This is a genomic window from Microbacterium neimengense (assembly GCF_054782995.1).
This window is the reverse complement of sequence record NZ_BAAGRK010000015.1, coordinates 453034-478077: the sequence shown is the minus strand read 5'-3', so window position 1 is coordinate 478077 and position 25044 is coordinate 453034. Positions and strand designations below refer to the sequence as shown.

26 protein-coding genes are annotated in these 25044 nt (G+C 68.2%); 13 read left to right on the top strand and 13 right to left on the bottom strand.

Going from position 1 to position 25044, the window contains the following annotated elements; genetic code table 11:
• Nucleotides 1–12: 12 nt before the first annotated feature.
• Nucleotides 13–2112: a transketolase gene (gene tkt, locus ACYVJS_RS12880; protein WP_460740301.1), complete on the bottom strand. Its 2100-nt coding sequence runs from the start codon at nt 2110–2112 to the stop codon at nt 13–15.
• Between the two features lie 137 nt (nt 2113–2249).
• Between tkt and ACYVJS_RS12875 the strand changes: the two genes are divergently transcribed.
• A complete protein-coding gene (locus ACYVJS_RS12875) occupies nt 2250–3179 on the top strand; it encodes a heme o synthase (RefSeq protein WP_460740300.1) in 930 nt (309 codons plus the stop codon).
• A gap of 77 nt (nt 3180–3256) precedes the next feature.
• On the opposite strand, the gene ACYVJS_RS12870 is transcribed toward ACYVJS_RS12875, so the two are convergent.
• Both ACYVJS_RS12870 and ACYVJS_RS12865 read right to left on the bottom strand, forming a co-directional pair.
• Nucleotides 3257–3664, bottom strand: a complete 408-nt coding sequence (locus ACYVJS_RS12870) for a dinucleotide-utilizing enzyme (protein WP_460740299.1) — start codon at nt 3662–3664, stop codon at nt 3257–3259.
• An 84-nt stretch (nt 3665–3748) separates the two neighbouring features.
• On the bottom strand, nt 3749–4864 hold the full coding sequence (locus ACYVJS_RS12865) for a COX15/CtaA family protein (protein WP_460740298.1): 1116 nt from the start codon (nt 4862–4864) through the stop codon (nt 3749–3751).
• A gap of 229 nt (nt 4865–5093) precedes the next feature.
• On the opposite strand from ACYVJS_RS12865, the gene sufB reads away from it, so the two are divergent.
• From sufB to ACYVJS_RS12830, 7 genes are read left to right on the top strand one after another with little or no spacing between them, the layout of a single operon-like run.
• Nucleotides 5094–6512 carry a Fe-S cluster assembly protein SufB gene (gene sufB, locus ACYVJS_RS12860; protein ID WP_460740296.1) on the top strand — a complete coding sequence of 473 codons (1419 nt, stop codon included), beginning with the start codon at nt 5094–5096 and terminating at the stop codon, nt 6510–6512.
• On the top strand, nt 6509–7687 hold the full coding sequence (gene sufD / locus ACYVJS_RS12855) for a Fe-S cluster assembly protein SufD (protein WP_460740295.1): 1179 nt from the start codon (nt 6509–6511) through the stop codon (nt 7685–7687). Before sufB ends, sufD begins: the two co-directional genes overlap by 4 nt.
• Nucleotides 7684–8013 (top strand): non-heme iron oxygenase ferredoxin subunit, encoded by a 330-nt coding sequence (locus ACYVJS_RS12850; protein WP_137417046.1) that lies wholly within the window; start codon nt 7684–7686, stop codon nt 8011–8013. Before sufD ends, ACYVJS_RS12850 begins: the two co-directional genes overlap by 4 nt.
• Before the next feature lie 13 nt (nt 8014–8026).
• On the top strand, nt 8027–8797 hold the full coding sequence (gene sufC / locus ACYVJS_RS12845; RefSeq protein WP_137417045.1) for a Fe-S cluster assembly ATPase SufC: 771 nt from the start codon (nt 8027–8029) through the stop codon (nt 8795–8797).
• 9 nt (nt 8798–8806) lie between these two features.
• Nucleotides 8807–9136 carry a metal-sulfur cluster assembly factor gene (locus ACYVJS_RS12840; RefSeq protein ID WP_137417044.1) on the top strand — a complete coding sequence of 110 codons (330 nt, stop codon included), beginning with the start codon at nt 8807–8809 and terminating at the stop codon, nt 9134–9136.
• Between the two features lie 29 nt (nt 9137–9165).
• Complete coding sequence (locus tag ACYVJS_RS12835) at nt 9166–10320, top strand: MalY/PatB family protein (protein WP_460740294.1); 1155 nt, start codon at nt 9166–9168, stop codon at nt 10318–10320.
• Nucleotides 10321–10357: 37 nt separating this feature from the next.
• Complete coding sequence (locus ACYVJS_RS12830; RefSeq protein ID WP_460740293.1) at nt 10358–11287, top strand: siderophore-interacting protein; 930 nt, start codon at nt 10358–10360, stop codon at nt 11285–11287.
• 11 nt (nt 11288–11298) lie between these two features.
• On the opposite strand, the gene ACYVJS_RS12825 is transcribed toward ACYVJS_RS12830, so the two are convergent.
• Genes ACYVJS_RS12825 through ACYVJS_RS12810 form a run of 4 tightly spaced genes read right to left on the bottom strand, consistent with a single transcriptional unit; the run spans nt 11299 to nt 15281 of the window.
• Nucleotides 11299–12120, bottom strand: coding sequence for an ABC transporter ATP-binding protein (locus tag ACYVJS_RS12825; RefSeq protein ID WP_460740291.1), 822 nt, complete (start codon nt 12118–12120; stop codon nt 11299–11301).
• The gene (locus tag ACYVJS_RS12820) at nt 12117–13148 is read right to left on the bottom strand and encodes a FecCD family ABC transporter permease (RefSeq protein WP_460740817.1); all 1032 of its coding nucleotides are present in this window, start codon (nt 13146–13148) and stop codon (nt 12117–12119) included. The genes ACYVJS_RS12825 and ACYVJS_RS12820 overlap by 4 nt, the downstream gene beginning before the upstream one ends.
• Before the next feature lie 17 nt (nt 13149–13165).
• Complete coding sequence (locus ACYVJS_RS12815) at nt 13166–14215, bottom strand: FecCD family ABC transporter permease (RefSeq protein ID WP_460740290.1); 1050 nt, start codon at nt 14213–14215, stop codon at nt 13166–13168.
• 31 nt (nt 14216–14246) lie between these two features.
• Nucleotides 14247–15281, bottom strand: a complete 1035-nt coding sequence (locus ACYVJS_RS12810; protein ID WP_460740288.1) for an iron-siderophore ABC transporter substrate-binding protein — start codon at nt 15279–15281, stop codon at nt 14247–14249.
• Between the two features lie 173 nt (nt 15282–15454).
• Here ACYVJS_RS12810 and ACYVJS_RS12805 point away from each other — a divergent pair, with 173 nt between their 5' ends.
• Nucleotides 15455–17053, top strand: a complete 1599-nt coding sequence (locus tag ACYVJS_RS12805) for an ABC-F family ATP-binding cassette domain-containing protein (RefSeq protein WP_460740816.1) — start codon at nt 15455–15457, stop codon at nt 17051–17053.
• 4 nt (nt 17054–17057) lie between these two features.
• Here the strand turns inward: ACYVJS_RS12805 and ACYVJS_RS12800 are convergent, their stop codons facing one another.
• The 3 genes from ACYVJS_RS12800 to ACYVJS_RS12790 form a co-directional block, all read right to left on the bottom strand.
• Nucleotides 17058–17900, bottom strand: a complete 843-nt coding sequence (locus tag ACYVJS_RS12800) for an SURF1 family cytochrome oxidase biogenesis protein (RefSeq protein WP_460740287.1) — start codon at nt 17898–17900, stop codon at nt 17058–17060.
• A 199-nt stretch (nt 17901–18099) separates the two neighbouring features.
• A complete protein-coding gene (locus ACYVJS_RS12795) occupies nt 18100–18453 on the bottom strand; it encodes a DUF3099 domain-containing protein (protein ID WP_460740286.1) in 354 nt (117 codons plus the stop codon).
• 42 nt (nt 18454–18495) lie between these two features.
• On the bottom strand, nt 18496–19116 hold the full coding sequence (locus ACYVJS_RS12790; RefSeq protein ID WP_460740285.1) for a DUF4190 domain-containing protein: 621 nt from the start codon (nt 19114–19116) through the stop codon (nt 18496–18498).
• Nucleotides 19117–19222: 106 nt separating this feature from the next.
• Here ACYVJS_RS12790 and fabG point away from each other — a divergent pair, with 106 nt between their 5' ends.
• Entirely contained in the window at nt 19223–19933 is a 711-nt protein-coding gene (gene fabG, locus ACYVJS_RS12785) for a 3-oxoacyl-ACP reductase FabG (protein ID WP_460740283.1), read from the top strand.
• Between the two features lie 3 nt (nt 19934–19936).
• Here fabG and ACYVJS_RS12780 read toward each other — a convergent pair whose 3' ends face one another.
• From ACYVJS_RS12780 to glgC, 3 genes are read right to left on the bottom strand one after another with little or no spacing between them, the layout of a single operon-like run.
• Nucleotides 19937–20611, bottom strand: coding sequence for an alpha/beta fold hydrolase (locus ACYVJS_RS12780; RefSeq protein ID WP_460740282.1), 675 nt, complete (start codon nt 20609–20611; stop codon nt 19937–19939).
• A gap of 31 nt (nt 20612–20642) precedes the next feature.
• Nucleotides 20643–21287 (bottom strand): phosphoserine phosphatase SerB, encoded by a 645-nt coding sequence (gene serB, locus ACYVJS_RS12775; RefSeq protein WP_460740281.1) that lies wholly within the window; start codon nt 21285–21287, stop codon nt 20643–20645.
• Nucleotides 21288–21337: 50 nt separating this feature from the next.
• Nucleotides 21338–22579: a glucose-1-phosphate adenylyltransferase gene (gene glgC, locus ACYVJS_RS12770; protein ID WP_344228181.1), complete on the bottom strand. Its 1242-nt coding sequence runs from the start codon at nt 22577–22579 to the stop codon at nt 21338–21340.
• A gap of 46 nt (nt 22580–22625) precedes the next feature.
• Between glgC and glgA the strand changes: the two genes are divergently transcribed.
• From glgA to ACYVJS_RS12755, 3 genes are all read left to right on the top strand, one after another.
• Nucleotides 22626–23816 (top strand): glycogen synthase, encoded by a 1191-nt coding sequence (gene glgA / locus ACYVJS_RS12765; RefSeq protein ID WP_460740280.1) that lies wholly within the window; start codon nt 22626–22628, stop codon nt 23814–23816.
• A gap of 41 nt (nt 23817–23857) precedes the next feature.
• Nucleotides 23858–24643, top strand: a complete 786-nt coding sequence (locus ACYVJS_RS12760; RefSeq protein WP_137417032.1) for an ABC transporter ATP-binding protein — start codon at nt 23858–23860, stop codon at nt 24641–24643.
• A gap of 99 nt (nt 24644–24742) precedes the next feature.
• Nucleotides 24743–24994 carry a type B 50S ribosomal protein L31 gene (locus ACYVJS_RS12755; RefSeq protein ID WP_137417031.1) on the top strand — a complete coding sequence of 84 codons (252 nt, stop codon included), beginning with the start codon at nt 24743–24745 and terminating at the stop codon, nt 24992–24994.
• Nucleotides 24995–25044 lie beyond the last annotated feature (50 nt).

The following is a 25044-nucleotide window of genomic DNA, read 5'->3' as shown; positions in this document are numbered from 1 at the left end:
TTCTCCTCGTACTTACTCGGCTGCCGCGGCGATGGACTCGCGGGCGGCGGTGACGACAGCTTCGGTGGTGATCCCGAACTTCTGGAACAGCGTCTTGTAGTCGGCGGAGGCCCCGAAGTGCTCGATGGCCACCGAACGACCGGCGTCGCCGACGATGCCCTGCCAGGTGAGCGCGGAGCCGGCTTCCACGGAGACACGCGCCTTGACCGAGGACGGCAGGACGGACTCTCGGTACTCCGCGTCCTGCTCGGCGAACCACTCGAGCGAGGGAACGGAGACGACGCGCGCCGACACACCCTCCTGAGCGAGGGTCGCGCGGGCCTCGACGGCCAGCTGCACTTCCGAACCGGTGGCGATGAGCAGGACGTCGGGCGTGCCGCTGGGAGCCTCGGCCAGAACGTACGCGCCCTTGACGGCGTTGTCCGCGGAAGCGAACACATCGCCGGATGCGGCGCCGTCGCCGCGCTCGAACACCGGGATGTTCTGGCGGGTGAGCGCGATGCCGGAGGGGCCCGCCGTGCGGCGCAGCATCTCGAGCCAGACGACGGCGGTCTCGTTGGCGTCCGCCGGGCGGACCATCGAGAAGTTCGGGATGGCGCGCAGGGTCGCCAGCTGCTCGATCGGCTGGTGCGTGGGGCCGTCCTCACCGAGAGCGACCGAGTCGTGCGTCCAGACGAACACCGTAGGGATGTTCATCAGCGCGGCCAGACGCACCGGCGGACGCATGTAGTCGCTGAAGATCAGGAACGTACCGCCGAACGGGCGCGTCGGTCCGTGCAGCACGATTCCGTTGAGGATCGCACCCATGGCGTGCTCGCGGATGCCGAAGTGCAGCACGCGGCCGTAGGGCGAGCCGGTCCATTCGTGCGTCGACCACTGCTGGGGGATGAACGAGCGCGCATCCTTGATCGTGGTGAGGTTCGACTCGGCCAGGTCGGCCGAGCCGCCCCAGAGCTCGGGCAGCTGCGCCGCGAGGGCGTTGATGACCTGGCCGCTGGCGGCCCGGGTCGAGACGTCCTTGCCCGCCTCGAAGACCGGCAGAGCGTCGGCGATGTCGGCGGGGAGCTCGCGCGCCTCGAGACGGTCGAGAAGCGCCTTGCGCTCGGGGTTGGCGGCAGCCCAGGCATCGAACGACTTCTGCCACTCGGTCTTGGCCTGCTCACCGCGCTGCACGAGCTCGCGCGTGTGGGCGATGACGTCCTCCGCCACGGCGAAGTTCTTCTCCGGGTCGAACCCGAGGACCTTCTTGGTGGCAGCGAGCTCGTCGGCGCCGAGCGCTGCGCCGTGGATCTTGCCGCTGTTCTGCTTGCCCGGCGACGGCCAGCCGATGATCGTCTTGAGGATGATGAGTGAGGGCTTGTCGGTCTCGCCCTTCGCGCGCTCGATGGCCGCATAGAGCTCCGCGACGTCCTCGACGTACTGGCCCGTCTTCTTCCAGTCCACGGTCTGGACGTGCCAGCCGTACGCCTCGTAGCGCGCGGCGACGTCCTCGGTGAAGGCGACGTTCGTGTCGTCCTCGATCGAGATCTGGTTGGAGTCGTAGATGACGACGAGGTTGCCCAGCTGCTGGTGTCCCGCGAGCGAGGACGCTTCGCTCGTCACACCCTCCTGCAGATCTCCGTCGCCGGCGATCACGTAGACGAAGTGGTCGAAGGGAGAGGTTCCGGCAGGGGCCTCGGGGTCGAACAGCCCGCGCTCGTAACGGGCGGCGTAAGCGAACCCGACGGAGGAGGCGAGGCCCTGGCCGAGCGGGCCCGTGGTGATCTCGACACCCTTGGTGTGGCCGTACTCCGGGTGGCCCGGAGTCAGCGATCCCCAGGTGCGCAGCGACTCGAGGTCGCTCAGCTCGAGACCGAATCCGCCCAGGTACAGCTGCACGTACTGCGTGAGCGAGGAGTGGCCCACGGAGAGGATGAAGCGGTCGCGGCCGATCCAGTGCGGATCGGCGGGATCGTGGCGCAGCACCCGCTGGTAGAGCAGGTAGGCGGCGGGGGCGAGGCTCATCGCGGTGCCGGGATGACCGTTGCCCACCTTCTCCACCGCATCCGCCGCGAGGATGCGGGCCGTGTCCACGGCGCGTGCATCAATCTCATCCCAACGCAAATCGGCCACGGGACCGCCTTTCACAAAGAGGAGTGCGCCACAGAGGGCCGATGAGTCCGGCCCCGGAGGGGCACGGCCACGGCAGGCGCGCGTGTGGTTTCAGCATAGACTGGTCTGGAGCTTGACGAGGGGCGACAACGCAGCAGATGGACATCATGACGACGAGCCAGGGCGAGCCCGCATCCGCTGTCCGTCCCTCGATGGGCCGGAAGGTGCGCGCTTACATCACCCTGACGAAGCCGCGCGTGCTCGAACTGCTGCTCGTGACGACGGTGCCGGTGATGATCCTGGCGCAGAACGGGCTGCCGGATCTCTGGCTGGTGCTGGCGACGGTCATCGGCGGATCGCTGAGCGCCGGTTCCGCCGCAGCGTTCAACATGTACCTCGACCGTGACATCGACGCGCACATGCAGCGCACTGTGAACCGGCCGCTCGTGACGGGTGAGGTATCGCCGCGCGGTGCGCTGATCTTCGCGTGGACCTTGGCCGTCGTCTCGACCGTCTGGCTGCTTCTGACCACGAACTGGCTCGCCGCAGCCTTGTCCGCGGGTGCCATCTTCTTCTACGTCGTCATCTACACGATCCTGCTCAAGCGTCGCACCGAGCAGAACATCGTGTGGGGCGGTATCGCGGGGTGCTTCCCGGTCGTCATCGGCTGGTCGGCGGTGACGGGTTCCCTGTCGTGGGCGCCCCTGATCCTCTTCGTCCTGATCTTCCTGTGGACTCCGCCGCACTACTGGCCGCTGTCCATGAAGTACAAGGACCAGTACGAGAACGTCGACGTGCCGATGCTGGGCGCCACGCGATCCGGGTCGCAGGTCGGACTGCAGGTGATCCTCTACGCGTGGGCGACAGTGGCCTGCTCGCTTCTGCTGATCCCGGTCGCTTCCATGGGCATGGTCTATTCGGTCTCGGCACTGGTCTTCGGAGGCTGGTTCCTCTACGAGTCGCACCGTCTCTATGCGCGCGCGGTGCGCGGCACCGAGCCGCGCCCGATGCGGGTCTTCCACGCATCGATCACCTACCTGACGCTGCTCTTCGTGGCCATCGCGATCGATCCGCTGCTGCCGTTCTGATCGCGACTCGACAAGCGAAGACCCCTCGGCCCGCAAGACGGGCCGAGGGGTCTTCGCTTCGCGTGAGCGACGCCGGATCAGCGGGTGATCGGGTGCTCTGCGGGTGCCTCGACGTCGTTCTCCGGCGCGGGAGCAGCGTCGGCGGGGACGTCGGGTGCGGCCTCGGCCTCGACCGGCTCCGCCTCGTCCTGCCACGTGATGGTCTCGACGACGTCCACCGCCGGGCTGACGAGACTGCGCGCTGCGCCGAGCGCGAGGGCGGCGACGAGGCCGATGAGGCCCGCGCCGGCGATGACGGCACCGAGCAGGGCCCACGCCTGGCCGGCATATACCTCGACGCCGGTCGCACTGCCGTCGGTCAGGGTGGAGGTCATGACCGAGATCTTGTCGATCGTGAGCCAGGCACCGAAGCCGACGGCGGCGGCGGAGCCTGCGATGAGCCCCCAGAACGGGATGCTGCGGGACAGGCGGGGACGGGTCGTCATGTGGATCACTCCTCGAACGCGCGGCAACGGTTGCCGCGACCTGGCCACCCTCGCGGGTGAATCCAGGTGTGTCCGATGATGCGTCTATGCGTCTGCTGAGGAGCGCTCGGGCACGACCGGCTTCTTCAGACGAAGGACGACGACGGTGTAAGCGGCCGCGGACAGTGAGGCGAGGACCATGTGGATCCCCACGAGAAGCTCGGGGAGCCCTTCGCGCGCCTGCCACACTCCGACCGTCACCTGCACGGCGATGGCGACGATCAGCACGAGGAGCCACAGCCGGGGCTCGAGGCGCAGGACCCACGCGCTGATCGTGAGCGCCAGCACGAGAGCTGCGAGCACGTAGCCGGGCCAGGCGTGCACGTGGGCGAGTACCGTCGCGTCGAACCCCTCGCGGATCACGTTGGCGTCGCCCGAGTGCGGCCCGGAGCCCGTGGTGAGGACCCCGAAGAGAATCGTCACGGCGAGGACCAGTCCGCTCACGTGCGCACCGATCTGGAACCACAGCGGAACGACGCGCTCCCGCAGGCCCTCGGTCGCATCCAGTCGCACCAGATACGCCGCAGCGACGCACACGAGCACCAGCGAGCAGGTGTAGTGGAAGCCCACGAGTAAGGGGTTCAGGTCGGTGAGCACCGCGAACCCGCCGACCACGGCCTGGGCCATGACGCCGGCCAGCACGATCCACGCGAGTGTCGACAGGTCGCGACGTCGAGGAAGTCGCCGCCCGGAATCGATCGCCGCGGCGATGACCGCCGCGAGGAGGGCGCCGGAGGCGAAGCCGAAGGCAGGGAGGTCCAGGGCGGCCGCCAGCGCGTAGACAGGGATGGCGAGGAGGATGCCGCCGCCGGCGAACACGAGCGCCCGCATGACCGCGGGGCGGCCCGCGATCGCGTGGAGCGTGAGCAGCACGACGGCCACCGCGACGATGCCCACGACACCCGTCATGGTCCGATTGCCGAACTCGATGAGGCCGTGGATGCCCTGCTCGGGCAGTGGCACGAGGGACTCGGGCGTGCACAGCGGCCACTCCGAGCAGCCCAGCCCCGACCCGGTCAGTCGCACCGCGCCGCCCGTTCCGATGATGATGACCTCGGTCAGGAACGAGAGCCACGCGAGGATGCGCAGCGGGCGCCGCACCACAAGGCCGGGCCCCCCGGAGACGCGGTCGGATTCGGGGAGAGCGGTGCGAGCGGGCATGTGTCCTCCGGCCCGTTCCGGACCCCGGACGCGGCCCGGAAGTCAGGGGGAACCTGTAGAATCGTGGTTGTTGTGATGCCGCGCTTCGCGCAGGGTGCATCGACAACAGTTTAGGCGCCAGGTGCGCGCCCATGATGAGGGCCCGAGAGCGGCGTTCGTCCCCGCAGACTCGACGGGGCGGCGGATGCCGGGGCGGATGACACCGTTGCGGTCCAATAAGGAGAGTGTGATGTCGGATGTGCTGATCGACCGCCCGGAGCTCGAAGGTCTGGGGGTGTACGAGTTCGGATGGCATGACGCCGACGCCGCGGGTGCGAGCGCGAAGCGCGGCCTCACTGAGGCCGTCGTGCGCGACATCTCGGCACTCAAGGCCGAGCCCGAATGGATGCTGAAGACCCGTCTGAAGGGCTTCCAGCTGTTCGGCCGTAAGCCGATGCCGACCTGGGGTGCAGACCTCAGCGACATCGACTTCGAGAACATCAAGTACTTCGTTCGGTCGACCGAGAAGCAGGCGCAGTCCTGGGAAGACCTCCCCGAGGACATCCGCAACACGTACGAGAAGCTCGGCATCCCCGAGGCGGAGCGGTCACGGCTGGTGGCGGGCGTCGCTGCGCAGTACGAGTCCGAGGTCGTCTACCACCAGATCCAGGAGGATCTGGAGGCTCAGGGTGTCATCTTCATGGACACCGATACGGCCTTGAAAGAGCACCCGGAGTTCTTCGAGGAGTACTTCGGCACCGTGATCCCCGCCGGTGACAACAAGTTCGCAGCCTTGAACACGGCCGTGTGGTCCGGCGGATCTTTCGTCTACGTCCCCAAGGGTGTGCACGTTGAGATCCCGCTGCAGGCGTACTTCCGCATCAACACGGAGAACATGGGCCAGTTCGAGCGGACGCTGATCATCGCCGATGAGGGGTCGTACGTCCACTACATCGAGGGCTGCACGGCTCCCATCTACAAGAGCGACTCGCTGCATTCGGCGGTCGTCGAGATCATCGTGAAGAAGAACGCTCGCGTGCGCTACACGACGATCCAGAACTGGTCGAACAACGTCTACAACCTGGTGACCAAGCGCGCCGTCGCGCACGAAGGCGCCACCATGGAGTGGGTCGACGGCAACATCGGCTCGAAGGTCACGATGAAGTACCCCTCGATCTACCTCATGGGGGAGCACGCGAAGGGCGAGACCCTTTCGGTGGCGTTCGCCGGGCCCGGCCAGCACCAGGATGCCGGCGCCAAGATGATCCACATGGCGCCCTACACGCAGTCCTCGATCGTCTCGAAGTCGATCGCGCGCGGCGGCGGGCGGGCAGGCTACCGCGGCGAGGTCCGCGTCGACGCGAACGCCCATCATTCGGCCAACACGGTACGTTGCGACGCGCTGCTGGTCGACACGATCTCGCGCTCGGACACGTACCCCGCTATCGACATCCGAGTCGACGACGTCCAGCTGGGGCACGAGGCGACGGTCTCGAAGGTCAGCGAGGAGCAGCTCTTCTACCTGATGAGCCGTGGGCTCGCGGAGGACGAGGCGATGGCCATGATCGTGCGCGGGTTCATCGAGCCCATCGCGCGCGAGCTGCCGATGGAGTACGCACTGGAGTTGAACAAGCTCATCGAGATGGGCATGGAAGGCAGCGTCGGATGAGCCCCCAGGCCGAAGCCCCCGTGGTCGAGACCACGAAGGGGCACATCGACCCTGCCGCCGCGTTCGTGCCGGTGCAGACCCGTTCGGAGCGCCCGCGTGCGAACGAGGTCAGCTTCTTCGAGGCGCCAAGCGGCCGCGAGGTGAACTGGAAGCACACGCCGATCGACCGCATCCGTGGTCTTCTCGAGGATGTCGCGGGTGATGCCGGTGCCGTCGCGGTCTCCGTGACCGGGCCGGTGGCGGCGGCTGGTCTGTCCGCCGACCAGGCGCCGCGCGGCGAGGTCTTCACGGCGGAGGACCTCAGCGCGGCGATCGCCTGGGAGCGCTCCGCAGAGGCGCTGTATCTCCGCATCCCCGCGGGTACCGAGTTGAGTGAGCCTGTCGTCGTGGACCTTCGCGGCGCGGGCGGGCGTGCGCACGCCCATCTGGTCATCGAGGCGCAGCCGAATGCGCGGGCGACGGTGCTTCTGCGCCATGCGGGTGTCGCGCAGCTCGCCGAGAACGTAGAGATCATCGTCCGCGACGGTGCCGCCCTCACCCTGGTCACGCTCCAGGAATGGGACGACGAAGCGGTGCATCTGGCCGCGCATCAGGCGCGTGTCGACCGCGACGCCAGCCTGCGCCACATCGTGGTGTCTTTCGGCGGTGGCGTCGTGCGCGTGAACCCGAACGTGGAGCTCGCCGGCACCGGCGCGCGCGGCGAGCTGTACGGCCTTTCCTTCGCGGATGCCGGTCAGCACCTCGAGAGCCAGGTGTATCTGCACCACAAGGGTGCGCAGACCGTCGGCGACGTGCTCTACAAGGGGGCGCTGCAGGGGGATACGGCCCACTCCGTCTGGATCGGCGACGTGCTGATCGGGCCGGATGCCGTCGGCACCGACTCCTACGAGGCCAACCGCAACCTGGTGCTGACCGACGGTGCGCGGGCCGATTCCATCCCGAACCTCGAGATCGAGACGGGAGACATCCGCGGAGCGGGGCACGCCAGCGCCACCGGTCGTTTCGACGACGAGCAGCTGTTCTACCTTCAGGCTCGGGGCATCGACGCGGAGCAGGCGCGTCGCCTGGTCGTGCTCGGGTTCCTCATGGAGATCGTGCAGAAGATCGGCATCGCCGAGCTCGAGGAGCGTCTCGTGGGTGCGATCGAAGCCGAGCTCGCGGGGGAGCAGCGGTGAGCGCGACGCGCGTGTGCGCTCTGAGCGAGCTGCAGCAGGACGAGGCGCGCCGCGTCGAGATCGACGGCGTACCGATGGCCGTCGTGCTCGACGGCAACGGCGAGGTGCACGCGATCGGTGACACCTGCACGCACGGCGACATCTCGCTCTCCGACGGATTCGTCGAGGGGGACACGCTGGAGTGCTGGGCGCACGGTTCCGCATTCTCGCTGCGCACCGGAAAGCCCCTGAACCTGCCGGCGTACGAGCCGGTGCCCGTGTATGAAGTCACGATCGAGGGAGACGATGTTCTGATCGATCCCGCCGTGACGAAGAACGTCGACTGACGAAGGAACTGACATGTCTGTGCTCGAGATCCGCGACCTCCACGTGACGGTCGAGACCGATGAGGGGACCACCCCCATCCTGAACGGCGTCACGCTGACGATCCGCACCGGTGAGACCCACGCCATCATGGGCCCGAACGGTTCGGGCAAGTCGACGCTCGCCTACACGATCGCCGGCCACCCGAAGTACACCGTGACAGGCGGCTCGATCACCCTCGACGGCGAGGACGTCCTCGAGATGAGCGTCGACGAGCGTGCTCGGGCGGGCCTGTTCCTCGCGATGCAGTACCCCGTCGAGGTGCCGGGGATCACGGTGACGAACTTCCTGCGTACGGCCAAGACCGCGATCGATGGCGAGGCTCCGGCCATCCGTACGTGGACGAAGGACGTCAAGGCGGCAATGAGCAACCTGCGCATGGATGCGAAGTTCGCCCAGCGCAACGTCAACGAGGGCTTCTCGGGCGGCGAGAAGAAGCGTCACGAGATCCTCCAGCTCGAGCTGCTCAAGCCGAAGGTCGCAATTCTCGACGAGACCGACTCCGGGCTCGATGTCGACGCGCTGAAGATCGTCTCCGAGGGTGTGAACCGCGCCAAGGCCGAGACCGACCTCGGTGTTCTGCTGATCACTCACTACACCCGCATCCTCAACTACATCCGTCCGGACTTCGTGCACGTGCTCGTCAACGGCCGTGTCGCGGAGGAGGGCGGTCCTGAGCTCGCCGAGCGTCTCGAGAACGAGGGCTACGACCGGTTCCTCGAGCCGGGTGTGCAGGCCGGCGCGTAGGATTCGACTATGACCGCGACGATCACGCCGGAGAAGTACGACGAGGTCACCGAGGCTCTGAAGGACGTCATGGACCCCGAACTGGGTGTCAACGTCGTCGACCTGGGTCTCATCTACGACCTCGCTTGGGATGACGAGAACGACGCTCTCGTCATCCATATGACGCTGACTTCGGCCGGGTGCCCGCTGACGGACGTGCTCGAGGAACAGACGGCACAGGCGTTGGATTCGGTCGTCGAACGGTTCCGGATCAACTGGGTCTGGATGCCACCGTGGGGACCGGAGCGGATCACCGACGACGGCCGCGACATGATGCGCGCCCTCGGCTTCGCGATCTGACAGCCGTCGCTGGCTAGGGTCGTTCTGTGATGATCGAGCCCCTTCGCGCCCTGCCCCTCGATGAACTGCGCAGGCGCCGGAGCGCGAAGTGGCAGTCGTACCCGGACGACGTCATCCCGCTGTTCGTCGCGGAGACGGACTACCCGCCCGCTCCCGCCATCAGCAGGGCGCTGCAGGAGGCCGTCTCTCGCGGGGACACCGGCTACACACCCGCGGATCCGGGTGTCAGCGCTGCGTACACGGCCTTTGCCTCGCGCCGCCTGGGCTGGGAGCCGGATCCCGCGCGGATGCGGATCACCGGGGATGTCATCATGGGCGTCGTCGAGATCCTGCGTCGGGTCATCCTGCCCGGGGACCGTGTCGTCATCACGCCACCCGTGTATCCGCCATTCTTCGAAGCCGTGCCGGAGGCGGGCGGGGTGGTGCAGCCCGTAACGCTGCGAGACACCGGGGCGGGCTGGGAGCTGGACCTCGAGGGGATCGAGGCCGCGTTCCGCGACGGTGCGCGCGCCATCCTCCTGTGCAACCCGCACAACCCGACAGGCACGATCCATGCACCCGACGTGCTGCGTCAGCTGGCGGAGATCGCCGTGCGCCACGGGGCGGTCGTCGTCAGCGACGAGATCCACGCCCCCTTGCCGCGCTCGGGCAGGTCCGTGACCCCGTTCCTGTCCGTCTCGGACGCCGCCGCACGGTGCGGGTACGCGGTCGTGTCCGCAAGCAAGGCGTTCAACTTGGCGGGCCTGAAGTGCGCGATCATGGTTGCCGCGGACGACCGGACCCACGCCGTGTTGCGTTCGCTTCCGGACGAGGTCTCCTGGCGCACTGGGCTGTTCGGCGCCCTGGCGACGGTGGCTGCGTTCTCGGACGAGTCCGATGCCTGGCTGGACGCCCAAGCCCTCGCGCTCGATGCGAACGTCGAGCTGCTGCGCACGCTGCTCGCGGCGCACCTGCCGGATGCGGGGTATCGTCCGCCTGACGCCGGCTACCTGGGGTGGGTGGATCTCTCCCGCTACGGCTGGGGGGACGCGCCCGCACGGCGGATCCTGCGCGAGGCGCGCGTAGCCGTCCACTCCGGCCCTGCCTTCGGGGCCGGCGGAGCCGGACACATCCGACTCACGCTGGGCTGCGCGCCGGAGGTGCTCACCGAGGCCGTCGAGCGGATCGCTGCTCTTCACCGATGAGCTTGGGCATCCGGGTAGGTAAGGGTACCCTTAACGAGTGACAGCCCTCGTGACTCGACCGTCCTACCGCCCGTACATCGCGCGTGTGTCGCGGGTCGTTCGACTCTCTCCGCATTTCGCGCGTCTCACGTTCACCTGCCCGGATTTCGAGCATTTCGGTACCGCCGGTCGCGACCAGCGGTTGAAGGTCCTGTTCCCTGGTGCGGACGGCCGCGTGTGCGACGTGGGTCAGCGCGACGAGGAAGCGATGGCGAACGGCGACTGGTACACCCGTTGGCGCGCATTGCCGCCCGCGGAGCGCACGCCCTTCCGCACGTACACCGTGCGCCGCGTCGATCCCGCCGGCTGCGAGGTCGACATCGACTTCGTGCTGCACCACGATCCCGGCCCCGCCGGCGCGTGGGCGGAGGCGGCGGTCACTGGTGACGAGATCGTGATCGTCGGGCCGGACCAGCGCAGTCCGGATTCCCATCTGGGGATCGACTGGCATCCGGGCAGCGCACGCAGGCTCCTGCTCGCCGGTGACGAGACGGCGGCGCCCGCCATCGCCGGCATCCTCGAGTCGCTGCCGCCCGACGTCGACGTCGACGCGTTCATCGAGGTTCCCTCGCGCCAGGACGTGCTCCCGATCTCGACGCATGCCCGTCTCACGTGGCTGGCGCGTGATGAGCGCGCCCACGGCGAGGCGCTCATCGCAGCCGTCACCTCGTGGACGGCTGCCGCCGCCGACGTGCTTGCCCGTGCCGCCGCGCCCCGTCCGCAGGAGCTGGAGGACATCGACGTCGATCGTGAACTCCTGTGGGACAGCCCGGGGGACTCGGAGGGCGAGTTCTACGCTTGGATCGCCGGCGAATCGCAGACGGTCAAGACACTGCGGCGATTGCTCGTGCAGGGCAACGGCGTCGATCGCAAGCGTGTGGCGTTCATGGGGTACTGGCGACGAGGGGTCGCTGAACGCGTCGAGTAGACGGGAGGCCCTCAGGCAGGAGCGTCCGCATCGGTGATCGTGTGATGACGTCCGAGCGGGATGACCATCGGGCGACCGGTCAGCGGATCGGGCATGATCCTGCTCTCCAGGCCGAAGACCGTGCGCACGACGTCCGTCGTCAGGACGCTCTCGGGCGCCCCCGCGGCGAGGATGCGGCCGTCGACCATCGCGACGAGATGATCCGCGTAGCGGGCTGCGAGGTTGAGGTCGTGGAGCACCATCACGATGGTGGTCCCGCGGTCGCGGTTGAGATCGGTCAGCAGGTCCAGCACGTCGATCTGGTGACTGATGTCGAGGAACGTCGTCGGTTCGTCGAGCAGCAGGAGGTCCGTCTGCTGAGCCAGCGCCATCGCGATCCACACGCGCTGACGCTGTCCGCCGCTGAGCTCGTCGACCGAACGGTCTGCGAGGTGCGCGGTTCCGGTCGCCTCGAGCGCGCCGGCGATCGCGGCGTCGTCGGCCGCGTTCCATCGGGCGAGAGGGCCCTGATGCGGATGCCTGCCCCGGCTGACGAGGTCGGATACCGCGATGCCGTCGGGGGCGATCGGAGACTGAGGGAGGAGTCCGAGGACCCGCGCGACCTGCCGTGTCGGCAGACGATGGATGCTCTTCCCGTCGAGCAGGACGTTGCCGGCGATGGGGGAGAGCAGGCGCGCCATGGCTTTCAGGAGGGTGGACTTCCCGCACGCGTTGGCGCCGACGATGGTCGTGATCCTGCCCGTGGGGATAGCGAGATCCAGTCGGTCGACGATGGTTCTCTCCCCGTACGCGAGGGTGAGAGCGTCGGCAGCGAGGGTGTGTTCAGCGGTCATAGGGAGGTTCCTCCGGCTCGACTGCTGCGGATGAGCAGGTAGACGAGATAGGGCGCGCCCAGCACGCCGGTCACCACGCCGACGGGAAGGCGCGTGCCCAGCGCGTACTGCGCGATGAAGTCGGACACCAGCACGAGGACGGCGCCCACGAGTCCCGCCGGCAAGACGGGGGAGCCGACAGGCCCCAGCACTCTCACAGCGATGGGGCCGGCGAGGAAGGCCACGAACGAGATGGGTCCGGCAGCGGCGGTCGCGAAGGCGAGCAGACAGACGGCTGCGATGATCAGCAGGAGCCGGCTGCGTTCTACTCGCACCCCGAGAGCGGATGCGGCCTCGTCGCCGACCCGCAGCAGTTCGAGATCGCGCGACAGGAAGAGCAGCGCGGGAACGACCACGACCATGACCGCAGCGAGGGGCAGGACCTTGCCCCAGCTCGCGTCATTGAGATTGCCCGTGATCCAGCGCATGGCGGTCTGAAGATCCCACTCCGCGGCGCGGGAGATGACGTACGAGACCACGCTGTTGCAGATGGCGGCCACGCCGATACCGATCAGGATCAGTCGGGCGCCGGAGCCGCCGCGCTTGTAGGCGAGCACATAGATCAACAGGGCTGCGGCGAGTGCTGCGCCGGTCGCCAGGAACGAGACCGGGGTCTCGCCGAGGCCGAGCACCACGATCCCCGTCACGGCGGCCGCACTGGCGCTCGAGCTGATGCCGATGACGTCTGGGCTCGCGAGCGGGTTGCGCAGCATGGTCTGGAAGACGACCCCGCCCATTCCGAAGCAGAGACCGGTCAGCAGCGCTGTCGTGGCACGCGGCAGTCGCAGTTCGCCCACGGTGAACGACGCGCCCGCCACGCGTTGTCCGGTCAGCACTGCCCAGACCTCGGCGGGGGAGTAGAAGGTCTGCCCCAGCATGAGCGAGAGGGCATAGGCGATGAGCGCGAGGGTGGCGAGAACGGATGTGACGGCGATCCAACGTCGGCGACGTCTGCGGCGCCCCGCACGCACGACGCCGAGTGCATCCATGGCTCCGGCGGCGACGGTCACAGTGCCTTCACCTTCTGGCGTCGGACGATGGCGATGAAGAAGGGGGCGCCGACCAGGGCGGTGATGATCCCCACCTCGATCTCCTCGGGGCGGGCGATGACGCGCCCGATGACATCGGCGCCGGTGAGGAGCACGGCTCCCGCGACTGCGCTGAAGGGGAGGAGCCATCGGTGGTCCACACCGATGAGCAGCCGGCAGATGTGCGGGACCACCAATCCCACGAAGCCGATCGGGCCGGCGACCGCCGTGGCTGCCCCGCACAGCAGGACCGCGCCGAGCGTGGAGACCATGCGTGCGGTGCGCACGCGCTCACCGAGCCCGGCTGCGAGCTCGTCGCCCAGGGCCAGGGTGTTCAGAGCGGGGCTGCACGCCAGGCACACGACGAGACCGACGATGAGAAACGGCGCAACCTGCAGGATGGTGGCGCCTGTCGCGCCGCCGACGCCGCCCACCTGCCAGAAGCGGAACTGGCTCATCACGTCGACCCGCGGCAGCAGGATTGCGCTGGTCAGAGAGGAGAAGGCGACGGCGGTCACGGCACCGGCGAGAGCGAGTTTCAGCGGCGTCGCGCCTCCTCGGCCCAGTGCGCCGATGCCGTAGACGAAGACGGCCGCCACGGCGGCGCCCACCAGGGCCGTCCAGATGTACTGGGTGGGCGTTGCCAGGCCGAGGAACGCGATCCCGCAGACGACGGCCAGGGCGGCTCCGCCGTTGATCCCCAGGATCTGCGGGTCGGCCAGGGGATTGCGGGTCGCGCCTTGTAGGACCGCGCCCGCGACGCCGAGCGCCGCACCGACCGCGATCGCCAGCACGGTGCGAGGGATGCGCTTGTTCACGGCGGCAGCCCCGGCAGTGTCGACCGCACCGCCCAGCCCGGCCCAGATGTCGTGCCACCCGACGGCACGTGCTCCGAAGGTGACCGACAGGAACGAGACGCCCAGCAAGGCGACGACCAGCATCAGGATCCCCCACGCCCGCCGCCGCCCCCAGCGTCGTCGCGGCGACGGCGTGGGGGCGGCAGCGGTGGAGGCGACGGCGACGCTCATCGCCGCCCGCGCCCGCGGACGATCGGTGGAGTCATGATGCCTTGGCGGCGGCCTCTCCGACCAGCTTGATGTAGTCGTCCCCGTAGCTCGTGCCGATCGACAACGGCGACGGCGTGATGGCCGAGGAGAGCGTCGAGTCGGAGGTGATCACCGCGACAGCGCCGTTGGCGACGGCGGGGATGCGGGACAGGAGCGGATCGGCCTGCCACCGCGCGAGCGTCTCGTCCGTGCCGTAGGTGACGATCACCTGCACGTCCTCGAAGCTCTCGATCTGCTCGGTGCTGGTGACGATCCAGAACTCGTCGGACGCGGCGGACTGCTCCTTGACGTACGCGGAGGGGGCGAAGCCCATCTCCTCGAGGTAGCCCACACGGGGATCCGACCGGCTGTAGAAGCCGAGGTTGCTGAGATCGGTCGGGTCGAAGTACGACAGGAGCGAGGTCTTCCCGGCGATGGACGGATACTCCGCGGCCGTGTCGGCGACGTGCTTCTCGAGCGAGGAGACGAGCTCCTGGGCCTCATCCGCCATCCCAAGCGCCGTGCCATCGAGGACGGTCATGTCCTGCCACGACGTCCCCCACGCCATGTCCTGATAGGTGACGACCGGGGCGATCTTGCTGAGGGTGTCGTACTGCTCCTGGGTCATGCCGGAGTACGCGGCCAGGATGACATCGGGTGCGGCATCGGCGATGGCCTCGTAGTCGTACCCGTCTGTCTCATCCATGAGTACGGGCGTCTCGGCGCCGAGCTCGTCGAGCTTGTCCTTCACCCAGGGCAGAAGGCCGTCGCCGTCCTCATCGCCGTAGGTCACCTTCGGCATGGCTACCGGCACGATTCCCAGCGCCAGTGCGACGTCCTGGTTGCCCCAGTCGACCGTGACGACGCGCTGCGGCTTGGCGTCGATCGTGGTGGTGCCGAAAGCACTCTCGATCGAGAGCGGGAACGCGCCGCTCTGACCCGCGTCCTCGCCGGTGGCGGCGGGGGTCGCCGCTCCGGAACTGCAGGCGGTGAGAGCGGCAAGGGAGACGGCGGCGACCGCGATGGCGGTCCAGCGCTTGAGCTGCATGACGAGGAGGGCCTTTCTGAAGGGTGCTAGGCGAGGCTACCCTAACTCGACCCCCGATTTCGACCGTGTTCGACGGCCCGTGCGGCCGGAACGACGGCGCCGATGCGCGCCCGGTAGACTGAACGGTGGCCTTCTCCGGCCGCCATCCCACCCGAACAGAACGGACGTACGCCGTGCTCGCCGTGCATGACCTCGAGATCCGCGTCGGAGCGCGCGTTCTCATGTCCGAGGTCGCCTTCCGCGTCTCCCGAGGCGACAAGATCGGTCTGGTCGGTCGCAACGGCGCGGGCAAGACGACGCTCACGAAGGTCCTCGCCGGCGACCTGCTGCCCTCGGCGGGAGAGGTGCAGCGTGGGGGAGAGCTCGGCTACCTCCCGCAGGACCCTCGTTCCGGAGACCCGGAGATGCTGGCACGCACACGCATCCTCGACGCGCGCGGGCTGGGAACACTCGCGCTCGGAATGCAGGAGGCCTCGCTCGCGATGGCCGACGACGACTCGGAGGTCGCTGCGAAAGCCATGCGGCGTTACGGAACGCTCACGGAGCGATTCGAGTCGCTCGGCGGCTATGCGGCCGAGGCGGAGGCGGCATCGATCGCCCACAACCTCTCGCTTCCGGACCGCATCCTCGATCAACCGCTGAAGACGCTCTCGGGAGGTCAGCGTCGGCGCATCGAGCTCGCTCGCATCCTGTTCTCGGATGCCGACACGATGATCCTCGACGAGCCGACGAACCACCTCGACGCGGACAGCGTGGTCTGGCTCCGCGAGTTCCTGAAGAACTACAAGGGCGGGCTCATCGTCATCAGCCACGATGTGGAGCTCGTCGGTGAGACGGTGAACCGTGTCTTCTACCTCGACGCCAACCGTCAGGTCATCGACATCTACAACATGAACTGGAAGAACTACCAGCGTCAGCGGGTGGCAGACGAGGAACGCCGTAAGAAAGAGCGCGTCAACGTCGAGAAGAAGGCGACCGCCCTGCAGTTGCAGGCGGCGCGTTTCGGGGCGAAGGCCTCGAAGGCCGCGGCTGCACATCAGATGGTGGCACGCGCGGAGAAGATGCTCTCGGGCCTGGACGATGTGCGTCAGGAGGATCGGGTCGCGAAGCTCCGCTTCCCGAAGCCTGCTCCGTGCGGAAAGACGCCGCTGATGGCACGCGGCCTGTCGAAGTCGTACGGTTCGCTGGAGATCTTCGCCGACGTCGACCTCGCGATCGACCGTGGTTCGAAGGTTGTCGTTCTGGGGCTGAACGGCGCCGGGAAGACGACGCTGCTGCGCATGCTGGCGGGAGTGGATGCTCCCGACACCGGAACGATCGAACCCGGGCACGGTTTGAAGATCGGGTACTACGCGCAGGAGCACGAGAACCTCGACGTGTCTCGGTCTGTCCTGGAGAACATGATGTCGGCTGCGCCGGACATCACCGCGACAGAGGCGCGCAAAGTCCTCGGTTCGTTCCTCTTCACGGGTGACGACGTGCTCAAACCTGCCGGGGTGCTCTCCGGCGGGGAGAAGACGCGCCTGTCGCTGGCGACTCTCGTCGTCTCGAGCGCGAACATGCTGCTTCTCGACGAGCCGACGAACAACCTCGACCCGGCCTCACGTGAGGAGATCCTCGGTGCCCTTGCGCACTACGAGGGCGCTGTGGTGCTCGTCTCGCACGACGCAGGGGCCGTGGAGGCACTCAACCCGGAGCGCGTCCTCATCCTCCCGGACGGGGTCGAGGACATCTGGGGTCGGGACTACGTCGACCTGATCACCCTGGCCTGATCGCTCAGGCGTCGGCGCGGTCCAGGATCGCGTCCTCCTGCTCGGCGTCCCGATCCACGCGCGCATGGCGACGGACGACGGGCGACGCCGTCGGGGTCGTCTCGTCCTCGTCGTCCTCCGCTCGCTTTCGGAGCTCCGTGCGGATGATGTAGCCGATGAACACGAAGCCCATCACGGCGAACAGGATCCACTGGATCGCGTAGGACAGATGCGGTCCAGGATCCTCCGACGGGGCGTCGAGCGCGTAGGGCATCTGCGCGACGGCGGGCGACTCACTGACCAGCACGCCATAGGCGGAGGTGAGTGTCGTGGGACCGGTCGTCTCCGCGACGAGAGGGAGATTGATGGTCGGTACCTGTCCGGCAGGCGCCGTCCGTCCCGAGGTCGGCAGCGCCTCTGGGGCGCGCAGGCGCACGACAACGCTCACCGTGCCGGCCGGTGGCGCGGGGATCGCCGACGGGCCGTCGCCGCTCTCCGCCGGTGGAATCCATCCGCGGTCGACGATGAGCACGCGTCCGTCGGATGTACGCAGAGGCGTCAGGACCTCGAACGCGCTCGTGCCACCGTGGGGGCGATTGCGCACCACCGTCTGCTGCTCCGGAACGTACTCGCCGACGACGACGACAGGGCGCCACTCGGACTCCGGATCGAGCTGATCAGAGGGGAGCATCTCGTCCAGCGGAACCGCGTCGGCGTCGTAGTTGCGCTCGACGAGAGCCAGTTGCGCGGCCCTCGCGTCGTTGCGCGCGAACTGCCAGTTCGAGAGGAAGACGCATGCGATCGCGAACGCGATGGCGACCCCGACGTACGCCGTCCACCGCAGAGCCGTGTTACGACGGATGCTCATGACGCGTCCTGCGGGGCGAAGGGCTCGACCGCCACCGGGAAGGACCGGGTTGCGAGGAAATCGCGGAGATACGCAACGTGCGCGTCACAGGCCAACCAGACCTTCCGTCGATCCGCGTCATGGATACGCGGATTGCGCCACAGCACCCGCCAGAGGGCGCCGTCGTGACATCCCGCTCGAGAGCAGATGGCTTCGTCGCTCATGTGTCGTGCGGGCTCAGGGGTGTCTCGGCGATGGTGATCACCTGGGTGTGCGGAGTCGGGGAGGGCTGCTCGGCTCTCTGATCGAGAGCGGGCAGTGTCACGGTCTCGGCCGGCGCGGCGCGCGACTCCTGGCCCACGTTCGCGATCACGACCGCGATGTAGGGAAGGAAGACCGCCCCCGCGGCGAACAGCCAGGTGTACCAGCCGTAGGGGGTCACGAGGATCATCGCGCCGAAGCAGGCCACCCGCACGCCCATCATGATGACGTACTTGAGCATGCGCGCGCTCGACTCGTCACGCGGTGCGTGGGGGAGCGAGGTCGCCGACTGCGGTGGGGAGGGGTGCTTCACGGTGCTTCCAGAGTACGCCGGAGGCACCGCTCGCGGGGTCGGTCAGGAGGAGTAGCTGTAGTCGTAGTAGGCGCCGTTGGCGATATTCACGACCCAGATGATCCAGAGGACCACGAGCACGGTGATGATCGCGTAGAGCGCCAGGCCGGCGTAGCCCGTGATGGTGCCCGCGAGCGCCAGTCCGCGGCCGCCCTCCTCGCGTTCACGGATCTGCTTGAGCGAGATGTGGCCGGTGATGATGCCGACGATGGAACCGATGAACGGCAGGAGGACGACGCCCACGATCGAGGAGACCAGCGACACGACCGCGAGGCTGTTGGTCTTCGGGCCCGCGGGGTACGGCGTGTACGTCTGCGGGACTCCGTAGGCCGGTGCGCCCTGATACGCCGGGGGATACGCGGGGGCCGTCGGGGGCGCGCCGTACGCAGGATAGGCCGCGGGTGCTGCGGGCGGTGCACTGTATCCCGGGTATGCGGCGGGCGCTGCAGGGGAGGGGGGCGGGGTCGACGGAGCGGGGTAGGACGGCGGTGTGTAGGCAGGCGCCTGATAGTCGGGCGACGCCGGGGCCGCGCCGGAGGACTCCGCAGGTGCGGGCTGAGCGTCGGGCGTGCCGCCTTCTCCCGCGGATGCGGGCGTAGGGAGGTCGTTGTTCTGATCGCTCATCTGAGTGCCTTTCCGTCTGTGAGGGAAGCCTTCCAGTGTCCGCCGGGCGGTGTCAAACGGGCCTGTCGATAGGCTGGATGCTCTGCCCGAACTGACGAGGAGAACCATGTCGAGCGATCGTGTCGTGCTCATCACCGGAGGAAACCGTGGCATCGGCCGCGCGATCGCCGAACGTTTCGTGTCCGACGGGTACCGCGTCGCCGTGACCGCTCGCTCGGGCGAGGGACCGGAAGGGACGCTCACGGTGCGCGCCGATGTGACGGACGCCGCCGCACTGGACGCCGCGTACACCGAGGTCGAGGAGAAGCTCGGCCCGGTGACCATCCTCGTCGCCAACGCGGGCATCACGCGCGACATGCTGCTTCTGCGCATGAGCGAGGACGACTTCGACGACGTGATCGACACCAACCTCGGCGGCACTTTCCGCGTGGTGAAGCGCGCCGCCAAGGGGCTCGTCCGCGCGCGGTGGGGTCGCGTCATCCTGATCTCCAGCGTCGTGGGCCTCTACGGCTCGGCGGGCCAGATCAACTACGCCAGCTCCAAGAGTGCACTTGTCGGCTTCGCCCGGTCGCTGACCCGCGAGCTCGGCGCGCGCGGCGTCACGACGAACGTCGTCGCTCCCGGCTTCATCGAGACGGACATGACGGCGGAGTTGTCTGCCGAGACGCAGGCCGAGTACAAGAAGGCCATTCCGGCCGGCCGCTACGGCACGGCTGCGGAGGTCGCCGCGGTCGTCGCGTGGCTCGCCTCCGACGACGCCGCCTACATCTCCGGTGCGGTCATCCCGGTGGATGGCGGCCTGGGGATGGGTCACTGACCGTCAGCGCTCGATCGCGCGCACGATCAGCGCTCCCAGCCGCTGGGGCTGGGAGAACTGCGGCCAGTGTCCCGAACCGATGCACGCGACCTCGCGGACGGCGATGGCGTGCCATTCGTCGCGGTAACTCGGCCACTGGGACAGCTGCGCATCGAGTTCCTCGGCATCTGCAAGACCGGAGAGGACGGTGACGGGGATGCCGTGTCGGCGCGGGTCGTGCAGGTGCAGCGGATCTGTGGGAACGGACGCGGGGACGGGCACCGCTGCGGCGGCGAGCCGCTGACGCATACCGTCGTCCAGGTCGGCGATGTCCGGGGCGTCGAACGCATCCCACCCGGGGAACGGGACGACGCCATCGACGACGGGGAATGCGGAGATGTCCGCGCCGTCGGGGACGGGCACCGTGTCGACGAAGATCGCCCTCGCGACCGCGTGCGGACGCGCGTCGGCAGCACCCCAGGCGACGTTTCCACCGCCGCTATGGCCCACGAGCGTGACGGGCTCGCCGGCGGCGTCGATCAGTGCAACCACGGCGGCGACCCAATCCGTCAGATGCGCGTCCGCAGCAGACGGAAGTGTGAGGGGAACGGCGTCGAAGCCGGCGTCGTTGATCGTGGGCACCACGGCGTGCCATGATTCGGCGTCGAGCCAGAGACCCGGGATGAGGAAGACCTTCATCTGGGCACTCTACGCCGCGCCTGGGACACCGTCAGGGCAGGAGCGGAATGACCTCGCGCAGGTCCACGCGGCCGATGACGAGATCGGCGGAGGCGCGCACCGCGGGCTTCGCGTTGAACGCGAGGCCTAGAGCCGCCGCGCGCATCATCCTGAGGTCGTTGGCGCCGTCGCCGATGGCGATCGTGCGGCGCGGATCGATCTCGTGCCGCGAGGCCCATTCGAGCAGTTGGGACGCCTTGGCCTCGGCGTCCACGATGGCGCCCGCCACGACGCCTGTCAGCGCGCCGGCGTCGACCTCGAGGCGGTTCGCGCGCCACAGGTCGACGCCCAGGGCGGGCGCCACCTCGTCGAGGATCTCGTGGAAGCCGCCGGAGACCACGCCGACGACGCCGTCGCGGGCATGCACGGCCTCGATCAGCTCTCTCGCGCCGGGGGTGGGCTCGATGCGCGATCGCACGCGTGCGAACGAAGCGGTGGGAACCCCTCGCAGCTGGGCGACGCGGGAGCGCAGGCTTGTCGCGAAGTCCACCTCTCCGCGCATGGCGGCCTCCGTCGCCGCCGCGACTTCGGCACCGCGCCCGGCCTCGTCCGCGATCAGTTCGATGACCTCGTTGCGGATGAGTGTGGAGTCGGCGTCGAGCACGACGAGCAGACGAGGCAGGTGGGTCTCACGCATCCGTCCACGCTAGCGTCCGCTGCTGCGCGCCCCTGACATCGGGGTCGGTGTTACGGCTCGACGCGCACGTTCTTGCCGACGACCGTGATCCCCGAATCGGTCACCGTGAATCCCCGCGCCAGGTCGCGCTCGCGATCGACACCGACGGTCGCGCCGTCGGCCAGGACGACGTTCTTGTCGAGGATCGCCCGATGGATGCGTGCACCGGCCCCCACACGGACCCGGTCGAAGAGGACGGAGTCGGTGATGGTCGATCCGCCGCCCGCCAGGGTCCAGGGGCCTACGACGCTGCGTTCCAGATGCGTCCCCGACAGCACGGATCCGAGGGAGACGACGGAGTCGATCGCGTTTCCGATGCGCCCCACCGCATCCCGCACGAACTTCGCGGGGGGCGAGTTCACGAGCTGCGAGTGGATGGGCCACTGCATGTTGTAGAGATTGAAGATCGGCAGCGTCGAGATCAGATCGAGGTGCGCGTCGTAGAACGAGTCGATCGTGCCGACATCTCGCCAGTACGCCCGGTCACGGTCGGTGGAACCGGGAACCTCGTTGCGGATGAAGTCGTAGACGCCGGCCTCACCGCGGTCGACGAAGTACGGCACGATGTCGCCGCCCATGTCGTGGTTTGAGGTGGGAAGTTCGCCGTCCGCTTCGACGGCTTCGATGAGCGCGTCGGTGTTGAAGATGTAGTTGCCCATCGAAGCCAGCACCTCGTGCGGGCTGTCGACGAGTCCCGCCGGATTCTGCGGCTTCTCGAGGAACTCGCGGATGCGAGTCGGGTCGTCGGGCTCGACGTCGATGACGCCGAACTGGTTCGCCAGGCCGATGGGCTGACGGATGCCGGCGACCGTCGCACGCGCCCCGGACGAGATGTGTGCGTCCAGCATCTGCTGGAAGTCCATGCGGTAGACGTGGTCGGCACCGACCACGACAACGATGTCGGGCTGTTCGTCGTTGATGAGGTTCAGGCTCTGCAGGATCGCGTCGGCGGAACCCGAGAACCATCGCTTGCCGAGGCGCTGCTGGGCGGGCACCGAGGTCACGTAGGAGTCGAGCAGCGCAGACATGCGCCATGTCTGGGAGACGTGACGGTCGAGGCTGTGCGACTTGTACTGCGTGAGGACGACGATCTGTCGCAGTCCCGAGTTGATGAGGTTCGAGATGGCGAAGTCGATGAGTCGGTACTGTCCGCCGAACGGCACCGCCGGCTTAGCCCGGTCGGCCGTCAACGGCATCAGTCGCTTACCTTCGCCACCCGCGAGGATGATTCCGAAGACCTTGGGTGCCGGCATGGCACCAGACTATGCCGCACGCACCCCCTGTACTAGCGTCCATGACATGCGCGTCGACATCGTCTCCAAGGAATACCCGCCCGAGATCTACGGCGGGGCCGGAGTCCACGTCGCCGAGCTCGTCCGCGCGCTGCGTGAGCGTGTCGAGGTGCAGGTGCGCGCCTTCGGAGAGCCGCGCGACGAGGCCGACACGACGTCGTATGCGACGCCTGCGGAGCTCGCACACGCGAACCCCGCGGTCAAGACGCTCGGGACCGATCTGGAGATCGTGGGCGACGTCGCCGGGGCCGACATCGTGCACAGCCACACCTGGTACGCGAACTTCGCGAGCCACCTCGCCTCCCTTCTGCACGGTATCCCGCATGTGGTGACCGCACACTCGCTCGAACCGCTGCGGCCCTGGAAGGCCGAGCAGCTCGGGGGCGGATACGCGGTGTCGAGCTGGGTCGAACGCACCGCCTACGAGTCCGCCGCGGCGGTCGTCGCCGTCAGCGAGGGGATGCGGGCCGACATCCTGCGCGCGTACCCCCACGTGGATCCGGCGCGCGTGCGCGTCATCTACAACGGCATCGACGCCGAGGCGTGGCAACCGACGCGCGACGAGGATCTCCTTCGCGCGCTCGGCATCGAACCGACGAGGCCGTCGGTGGTGTTCGTCGGGCGCATCACGCGACAGAAGGGTCTGCCGTATCTGCTGCGCGCCGCGAGGCTGTTGCCCCCCGGTGTGCAGCTGGTGCTCTGCGCGGGAGCTCCCGACACGCCCGAGATCATGGCGGAGGTCGAGGGTCTGGTCCGCGAGCTGCAGGAGACGCGCGATGGCGTGATCTGGATCGACCGGCACCTGCCGCGCCCGGAGCTGTCGGCGATCTTGACGGCCGCGACGACGTTCGTCTGTCCGTCCATCTACGAGCCGCTCGGGATCGTCAATCTGGAGGCCATGGCCTGCGGTGCGGCGGTGGTCGGAACCGCTACGGGCGGGATCCCGGAGGTCGTGGTCGATGGCGAGACGGGGCGCCTCGTGCCGATCGAACAGGTCAAGGACGGAACCGGGACGCCGCTGGATCCCGACCGCTTCGTCGAGGACCTCGCCCGGGTGCTCATCGAGGTCGTCTCCGATCCCGAACAGGCCGCCCGCTACGGTGCCGCCGGTCGTCGACGCGCGGTCGAGGAGTTCAGCTGGACGCGCATCGCCGCGCAGACCGAGCAGCTCTATCGCGAGGTGCTCGAGGCTCGCTGATCCGGCTCGGCATGAACGGACGGCCCGGTAGGCTGAAGGACATGCCGCAGGTGCTGGATTTCTCCGACGTCGTCGTCCGCCGCAACGCAAAGGACATCGTCTCCCATCTGGACTGGCAGGTGGACGGCGACCAGCGCTGGGTCGTCCTCGGCGCGAACGGGGCGGGCAAGACCACCATCCTGCAGCTGGCCGCGACCCTCGATCACCCGACCTCGGGCGCGGTGACCATCCTGGGGGAGCGTCTCGGTCGTACCGACGTGTTCGAGCTGCGTCCCCGCATCGGGTTCGCCTCCAGCGCGATGGCCAAGCGCATCCCCGCCGAGGAGACCGTCCTGAACGTCGTGCTGACGGCCGCCTTCTCCGTGCTCGGGCGTTGGAACGAACAGTACGACCGCATCGACGAGCGCCGGGCGCTGCGGGTGCTGGCGGAGTGGAAGCTCGACCACCTCGCCGATCGCACGTTCGGCACGCTGTCTGACGGCGAGCAGAAACGTGTCCAGATCGCTCGCGCCGTCATGACCGACCCTGAGCTGCTGCTCCTCGACGAGCCGACCGCGAGCCTCGACCTCGGCGCGCGTGAGGAACTCCTCGAGCTTCTGAGCGGGTACGCGCAGGCGCCCACGACGCCGGCGATGGTCATGGTCACGCACCACGTCGAAGAGATCCCTGTCGGGTTCACCCACGTGCTGCTGCTGCGCGCGGGCGCCGTCGTAGCCTCGGGGCCGATCGCCGAGACGCTCACCGCGCAGAACCTCTCCGAGACGTTCGGCATGCCGATCGTGGTCACCGAGGCCGACGGTCGCTACGCCGCCCGCGCGGCACGCTGAGCGCCGGATGCGGCGAAGCGCCGCTCCTGCTGTTAGACTCGTCTTTTGGTGCTTCCGGCACCGCAGACTTTCCTCCGAAGCACTCCCGCAAGGAACACCATGAAGACTGACATCCACCCCGACTACCGCGACGTCGTTTTCCGCGACCTCGGCTCGGGCGAGACCTTCCTCACCCGCTCGACGGTCTCGAGCGACAAGACGATCGAGCTCGACGGTGTCGAGTACCCCGTCGTCGACGTCGAGATCTCCTCCGCCTCGCACCCGTTCTACACGGGCAAGCAGCGCATCATGGACTCGGCCGGTCGCGTCGAGAAGTTCAACCAGCGCTTCAAGAACTTCGGCGCCAAGTAAGACGCCTTCACCAACGAAGGGCCCCGCGTGATCGCGGGGCCCTTCGTTGT